Source organism: Planosporangium thailandense, from assembly GCF_011947195.1.
Lineage (GTDB): Bacteria > Actinomycetota > Actinomycetes > Mycobacteriales > Micromonosporaceae > Planosporangium > Planosporangium thailandense.
In genome coordinates this window covers 1-5,829 of sequence record NZ_JAATVY010000058.1, presented here as the reverse complement: position 1 = coordinate 5,829, position 5,829 = coordinate 1, and the positions used below count along the sequence as shown (strand labels likewise).

Below are 5,829 nucleotides of genomic sequence, written 5' to 3'. Positions count from 1 at the left end.
GAAGCCTGCGCCTGCGGGAGTTCGATGTGGACCGACTCGACGGACTCGGCGCTGTGCGCCAGGACGGGTTGGCGGTCGTACGGCAGCGGCGTAGGTGACTCGAAGCCGGCGAGGGCCTGCCGCCAGTAGCGCCGTGCGGCGTCGGCGTCCTGACGGCGCAACCACTGGAGGTAGTCGCGGAACGGGCGGCGGGCAACGAGGGCGGGCCGTCGGCCACCCACGATCGCCGCGTACTGCTCGCACACCTCGGCGAACACCTGCCCGGCGCTCCAGCCGTCGAGCACGATGTGGTGGGAGGTCCAGACCACCCAGGCCTCGTCGCCGGGCAGCGCGATGACGGTCAGCCGCATCAACGGCGCCAGCGTGAGATCGATGCCGACCGTACGGTCGTCGTCCAGCAGCCGTCGCAGCTCGTCGTCGGCCTCCTCCTCGGTCAGCTCCCGCCAGTCGTGGTGCGTGACGGCCAGCGCCGCCCGGCGCTGCACCACCTGGACGGGCTCGTTGACGCCTTCCCAGACGATCCGGGTCCGCAGGGCGGGCGTCCGGTCGACCACCCGTTGCCAGGCCTCGGCCAGGGCGTGGGGGTCGGTCACGCCGGACAGCCGGGTGCAGATCTGGTCGAGGTAGGCCGCCGTACCGTCGACCAGGCTGTGGAACAGCATGCCGGCCTGCAGCGGCGTCAACGGGTACACATCGTCGACGTCCCGGCCGGTGTCGACGATCCGGTCGACCTGATCCTGGTGGAGGCGGGCCAGCGGGAAGTCCGACGGTGTCCGCCCGCCGGACTCCGACCGGGCGCAGTGCGCGACGATCTCCCGCAGCCCCGCGACGACGTCGTCGGCGAGCCGCCGGACGGTCGCCTCGTCGTGCACCTCGGTCGAGTACGTCCAGCCCAGCTCGAGCTCGCCGTCGGCGACGATCCCGGTCACGTCGATCAGGTAGGTGCGCGGGCTGTCCGGGTCGACGTCGCGTCCGATCGCCGGCAGCCATCCCCGGTACAGGCCGTCGCCCTCGGCCGCCCCGGCACCCCACTGGCCGTGGTAGTTGAAGCTGATGCCCGGCGCGCGGTCCGACCGCAGTGCGGCGGCCGGCGCGTCCGGCGCGCTCAGGTAGCGCAGGGCCCCGTAGCTCAGCCCTCGACGGGGCACGGCGCGTAGCTGCTCCTTGACCGACTTGAGCACTGTTCCCCAGTCCGCGTCGGCGGGTACGTCCAGGCTGAGCGGGTACTCGGCGGTGAACCAGCCGACCGTACGGGACAGGTCGACGCCGTCGATGATCTCCTCGCGCCCGTGGCCCTCGACCCCGATGCGCACCCGGTCGCGGCCGGTCCACCGGGACAGGGCCCGACCCAGGGCGCTGAGCAGCACGTCGTTGACCTGGGTACGGTAGGCGTCGGGGACAGTGTGCAGCAGCGCGTCGGTGTCCTCGGCGGACAGTCGCACGGACAGCGTCCGGGTGCGGCCGGCGGTGTTGTCGCCCGTACGGTCGACCGGCAGGTCGGCCGGGCCGTCCGCGGACAGCGCGGTCCAGTAGGGCAGGTCGTCGTCGAGCCCGCCGGCGTGGACGTGCGCGGCGAGGCGGCGCGCCCATTCGGCGTACCCGGTGGTCGTGTCGGGCAGCCGGATCGGCTGGCCGGCCCGGGCCTGGTGGTAGCCGGTCTCCAGGTCCTCGAGCAGGATCCGCCAGGACACCCCGTCGATCACCAGGTGGTGCGCGGTGAGGAGCAGCTGAGGTGGCCGGCCGGGGCCGAAGGTGAACAGCACGGCGGCCAGCAGCGGACCGTGGGCGATGTCGAAGCCGGTCTGGGCGGCGACGGCGATGCGCTCCTGCGCGGCCCGCTGGCCGTCGGAGTCGAGGCCGGACAGGTCGTGCCGGCTGAAGACGGCTGCCGGCGCGGTCGGTCCGGCCTCCTGCCGCCACCCGCCGTCGGCCTGCGTGAACCGCGTCCGCAGCGCGTCGTGGTGGGCGACGAGGGCCTCCACGGCGGTGCGCAGCGCGGCCTCGTCGACGTGCTCCGGCAACTCCACCAGGGTGGTCATCGTGAAGTGGCCGGTGGCGTCGTCGAGCAGCCACTGCTGGATCGGGGTGAGCGGCGCGGGGCCGGCCTCCTCCCGGGCGGGCGTTACCGGCTCGGGCCCGGGTCGGGCGTCGATCGCCGCGGCGAGCTCCGCGACCGTCTGGTACACGAAGACGTCCTTGGAGGTGAGCGCCAGACCCGCCTGCCGGGCGCGGGAGACCACCTGGATGCTCAGGATCGAGTCGCCGCCGAGGGCGAAGAAGTTGTCGCCCGCGCCGACCCGCTCGACGCCGAGGACGTCGGCCCAGACGCGGGCCAGTTCCCGCTCGGTGGGCGTGACGGGGGCGACGTACGCCGTCTCGAGCGCCGGGTCGAGCTCGGGTGCGGGCAGCGCGCGCCGGTCGACCTTTCCGCTGCTGGTCTTCGGCAGCGCGGCGAGGATGACGTACACCGAGGGCACCATGTAGTCGGGCAGGGTGCCCTTGAGCCAGGAGCGCAGCTGCGACGTGGTGGGGGCGTCCGTGCCCCCGGACGCCAGGTACCCGACCAGGCGCCGGTGGCCGTCGTCGTCGCGGGCGACGACGACGGCTTCGGACACGGACGGGTGGCGCAGCAGGGCCGCCTCGATCTCGCCGGGCTCGATCCGCAGCCCATGGATCTTGATCTGCTCGTCGGCGCGGCCGAGGTACTCGAGCACACCGTCGGCGGTCCACCGGACCCGGTCGCCGGTGCGGTACATCCGCTCCCCGGCCGCACTGAACGGGTCGGCGAGGAACCGCTGCGCGGTCAGCCCCGGCCGGCCCAGGTAGCCACGCGCGACCTGCGGGCCGGACAGGTACAGCTCGCCGGGGACACCGATCGGCGTCGGTTCGAAGCGGTCGTCGAGGACGTACGCGTGCAGGTTGCCCAGCGGCCGGCCCACCATCGGCCGGCTGTCCGGGGTGACCCGGCAGGACAGCGCGTCGACCGTGCACTCGGTCGGCCCGTACAGGTTGTGCGCGGTGACCGCCGGGGTTGCCGCGAGCTGCGACCACATCGCCTCGCCCACCGCCTCGCCACCCAGCAGCACCAGCGACGGCCGATGGTGCCCTTCGGCGAGCAGCCCGGCCGGGAGCATCTGCTGAAGGTGCGACGGCGTGAAGTTCACTACGTCGATGCGGTGCTCGCCGACGTAGCCGGCGAACCGGTCGGGGTCCACCCGTACCGCGTCGTCGATGACGTGCACCTCGTGCCCGCCGGCCAGCATGAGCAGCAGCTCCCAGGACGCGTCGAACGTGAACGACGCGGTCAGCGCCGCCCGCAGCGGCCGGCCGCCCACCGCCCGCACCGCCGGCGCCAGCACCCTCGCCCGCTGGTTCGCCAGCAGGTTCGTCAGCCCGCGGTGGGTGACGACGACTCCCTTGGGCGTTCCGGTCGAGCCGGAGGTGTAGATGACGTAGGCGGCGCTGTCCGGCGTCGAGGGACCGGGCAGGTCGACGTCCGGCCCGGCGGTGGCCGCCGGACCGTCGAGCAGGACCACGTCGAGCCCGTCGGCGGCGGCGCGCACGTTCGTGCTGGCACTGGTCACGACGAGGACCGCACCGGCGTCGCGGAGCAGGAACCCGACCCGCTCACGCGGCTGGGAGATGTCGACCGGCAGGTACACCGCCCCTGCCTTCAGCACCGCCAGCATCGCCACCACCAGATCCGCCGAGCGGGGCAGCCCCACCGCCACCACCCGCTCCGGACCGGCGCCCCGCGCCACCAGGCGCCGCGCCAACCGGTCGGCCCGCGCGTCCAGCTCCGCGTACGTCAGCGCCACCGCGCCGCACACCAGCGCCATCGCCTCCGGCGTCCGCCGGACCTGCGCCTCGAACGCCCGCGGGAACGTCGTCGCCAGCACCTCCAGGGCGGTGTCGTTCCACTCGCCGAGGACGCGCGCCCGCTCGTCGTCGGGCATCAGCGGGAGGTCGGCTACCGGGGTGTCCGGGTCCCGGGCCACGCCGTCGAGCAGGACCAGCAGGTGTTCGGCCAACCGCCGCATGGTGTCGCCGTCGAACAGGTCCGTGTTGTACTCCAGGACGCCGGTGAGCCCGCCGTCGTCGTCCGGGTGGAACACCATGCTCAGGTCGAACGCGGAGGACACCGCGGGTGGCGCCACCTCGTCGACCGAAAGGCTGGCGAACTCCGGTGCCGCGCTGTGCAGGTTCTGCAGCGCCACCATGACCTGGAACAGCGGGTTACGGCTGGTGTCGCGGGTCGGCTGCAGCTCGTTGACGATCCGCTCGAACGGCACGTCCTGGTTCGCGAAGGCCGCGAGCACCGTCTGCTTCACGTCGGCGAGGAGCCCGGCGAAGCTGCGGGCTCCGTCCACGTCCGTACGCAGGACCAGCGTGTTGACGAGGAGGCCGACCAGCCGCTCCCATTCCGGTCGTTCCCGGCCGGACAGCACCGTGCCCACCGCGATGTCGCGCTGCCCCGACCACCGGTGCAGCAGGACCTGGCAGGCGGCGACGAGGGTCATGAACAGGGTGGCGTCGTGCCCGTGGCCCAGCTCGCGCAGTCGCCGGGCCACGTCGGCGGGTACGCCGAACTCCAGCAGAGCGCCGTTCCTCGTCTGCACGGCCGGCCGGGGCCGGTCGGTCGGCAGCTCGAGCGGCGCGACCCCGTCGAGCTGGCGCCGCCAGTACGCCAACTGCTCGTCCAGAACCGGCCCGTCGAGGGCGCGGCGCTGCCAGGCGGCGTAGTCGGCGTACTGGAACGCCGGCGCCGGCAGGTCCGGCGGCTCGCTGTACCGGGTGGCCCGGTACAGCTCGGCCAGCTCATCGAGCAGCACGCCCATCGACCAACCGTCGGTGACGATGTGGTGCAGGGCCAGGCTCAGGACGTGCTCGTCGACGGCCACGCGGACCAGGCAGGGTCGCAGCAGCGGCCCGTGCCGCAGGTCGAACGGGCGGGTGCTCTCGTCGGCGAGGATCCGGCGCAGCTCGGCCTCGCACACCACCTCCGGCAGCTCGGACAGGTCGAGCACGGGCAGCGGTACGTCCGCGGCGGGGTGGACGCGCTGCACCGCCCGGCCGTCGACGGAGTCGAAGGTGGTGCGCAGGGTCTCGTGCCGGGCGACGAGCGCGGTGAGGGCGGCGCGGAGGGCGGCGACGTCGAGCGCGCCGCGCAGGCGCAGCCCGGTGTAGGTGATGTACTCGCCGCTGTCCGGCTCGAACTCGTTGAGGAACCACAGCCGCTGCTGGGCGAACGACAGCGGCAGGTCGCCGTCGCGGGGTACCGCGACGATGTCGGGGCCGGCCGGCCCGGACGCCGGTTTGCCGTCGACGCTCGCTGCGAGCGCGGCCACGGTGGGGTGGGTGAACACCGCGCGGGGCGACACCTCGACACCGAACGCCGATCGTAGCCGGGAGGTGACCCGGATGCTCAGGATCGAGTCGCCGCCGAGGGCGAAGAAGTTGTCGGTGGCGCCGACCCGGTCGACGCCCAGCACCTCGCCCCAGATCTGCGCGACCGCGCGCTCGGCTTCGGTACGCGGCGGCACGTGTTCGGCGCGGGCGGCGCCGTCCTGCTCCGGGGCGGGCAGCGCCCGCCGGTCCAGCTTGCCGCTGGTGGTGAGCGGCAGCGCGACGAGCGTCACGAACGCCGTCGGGACCATGTAGTCGGGCAGGCTCTGTCCGAGGTACGACCGCAGCTCACCGGCGGCGGGGGCGTCCACTGCGGACGGTACGAGGTAGGCGACGAGGCGCTGGTGCCCGTCGTCGTCGCGGGCGACGACGGCCGCCTCGGCGATGGCGGGGTGGCCCAGCAGGACGGCCTCGATCTCACCC

The 5,829-nt window shown here is 73.7% G+C and carries 1 protein-coding gene; it reads right to left on the bottom strand.

The features are described 5' to 3' along the window. On the bottom strand, nt 1-5,829 hold a 5,829-nt coding region (locus HC031_RS32005), incomplete at both ends, for a non-ribosomal peptide synthetase (RefSeq protein WP_167929205.1).